The sequence below is a fragment of the Oleiphilus sp. HI0066 genome (assembly GCF_001635725.1).
Genome location: NZ_LWFH01000342.1, coordinates 1 through 1,014, shown reverse-complemented (window position 1 = coordinate 1,014; position 1,014 = coordinate 1). Strand labels below are relative to the sequence as shown.

The window sequence follows — 1,014 nt, the reverse complement described above, 5'->3', positions numbered from 1 at the left end:
TCATTATCCGAGCGTCGTAGAGAAAATTGCGAAACAAGGGCATGAGGTTGCCAGCCACGGGTATAGTCATCAGCTTATCTACAACCAAAGCCCTGAAGTGTTTCGCGAAGAAACCTTCAAATCAAAACAGATCTTAGAAGATATTACCCAAGCTCCGGTTCGTGGATACCGAGCGGCTAGTTACTCAGTAACAGAAAAATCACTTTGGGCGATTGATACCCTAGTTGAAGCAGGTTTTGAATACGATTCGAGTATTTTTCCTGTCAGACATGATCTCTACGGTATTCCAGATTTTCCTCAGCAGCCGCATGTATATAAAGGTTCTGAGAAAGGGGATATTGTTGAATTTCCGATTAGCTCTATAAAAATGGCAGGCTATCAATTGCCTATCGCTGGTGGCGGATATTTTCGATTATTCCCGTATTGGTTTACCAAGTTTGGGCTCGGTAAAATCAATCGTGAAGAAAATGCATTCATGTTTTATCTTCATCCTTGGGAGGTTGATCCTGATCAGCCGCGTGTTCCTGGGGTTGGCTGGAAATCAACATTTAGGCATTACAACAATCTCGAGAAATGCCAAGGGCGTTTAGCGCAACTGTTGAAAGATTTTAAATTCGATAGCATGGAAAACGTGCTAATCGAGAAGGGATTATTGAGCTCGCGACCTGATAAGGGGGCTGCATGACCTTTATCAACCTTGTCGTTATCCTGAGTAATAACGCTGCCATTCAGGGCAATAATTCTGTCATTCCGCACTTGATGCGGAATCCATTGTTTTTGTTAGAAAATTTAAAGGGCGGTGCATAATGGAATTCCTATTCTGGCTATGCGCTTTTCTTGTCGTCTATATCTATTTGGGATATCCCGTTGTAATTAAATTGATCGCAGGGCGGGGGAATCCAATTTCTAAAGATGAGACCTTCGAACCAAAAGTCTCTATTCTCATTGCTGCATTTAATGAAGAGAAAGATATCGCTGACACGATCAATAATAAGCTTGCTTTAGATTATCCAA

3 protein-coding genes are annotated in these 1,014 nt (G+C 41.8%); all 3 read left to right on the top strand.

Features of this window, described 5'->3' with window-relative positions; genetic code table 11:
* A partial coding sequence (locus tag A3738_RS04925; protein ID WP_068763407.1) for an XrtA system polysaccharide deacetylase occupies positions 1-685 on the top strand: 685 nt, incomplete at its 5' end.
* Positions 682-807, top strand: coding sequence for a hypothetical protein (locus tag A3738_RS32310; RefSeq protein WP_255376142.1), 126 nt, complete (start codon positions 682-684; stop codon positions 805-807). The genes A3738_RS04925 and A3738_RS32310, both read left to right, overlap by 4 nt.
* Positions 807-1,014, top strand: a 208-nt coding sequence (locus tag A3738_RS04920; protein ID WP_255376141.1) for a hypothetical protein, incomplete at its 3' end; no start/stop codon positions are given. The genes A3738_RS32310 and A3738_RS04920, both read left to right, overlap by 1 nt.